Source organism: Vibrio sp. 1288, from assembly GCF_033344475.1.
In genome coordinates, this window is sequence record NZ_JAWPOX010000441.1 from 1 (window position 1) to 742 (window position 742).

A 742-nucleotide genomic window follows, 5' to 3' on the forward strand; every position below is an offset into this window, starting at 1 on the left:
TCGAACAGCTTGAGTAGCATCTTATTCAACTCTGCCACACGACGAAGGGTACGGTAGAACTCCTTCATCATCATTTCGACGCCGCGATTGCCTTCACCAACATAACCGAGGTTTTCGGCCACTTGTGCTTGATGTGCGAAGGTCAAACGGTTGTCGTATCGGCGAAGTTCAATGTGCAGCGCAAAGCGGACACGCCACAAGAAGTCCTGACACTCCACCAGTTCGCGGTATTCCGCATCGGTAAGAAAGCCGTAACGGCTCATCTCTAGCAGAGATGTGGCGCCAAAGTGACGACGCGCTACCCAGCTCAAAGTGTGAATATCGCGAAGACCTCCTGGGGTCGATTTGATATCGGGCTCTAAGTTATAGGTCGTATCGTGGTAGCGAGCATGACGTTCGCGTTGTTCTTGGATTTTTGCGCGGTAGAAGGTTTCGCTCGGCCAGAAAGAGTCGGATAGCACGACTTTTTTTAAAGCTTGGAATGTGTCTTCGCTGCCACAAAGCAGACGTGCTTCTTGTAGGTTAGTGGCAACCGTTAGATCGTCACGACCGATTTGTGCACATTCATTGACAGTGCGAACCGCATGGCCAACTTCCAGTTTTAAGTCCCATAGTAAGGTAATAAATTCGCTGATTTTCGCTTCTAACGCAGTCGGCAGTTTGTTGTTAGAGAGAACAAGAATGTCTATGTCGGACAACGGATGCAGTTCACCGCGACCATATCCGCCCACGGCCACTAATG

Annotated in this window: 1 protein-coding gene; it reads right to left on the reverse strand. The window is 50.0% G+C overall.

Annotated features, from left to right (window positions below):
- On the reverse strand, positions 1-742 hold a 742-nt coding region (locus tag R8O11_RS27270; protein WP_318194884.1), incomplete at both ends, for a nucleotidyltransferase domain-containing protein.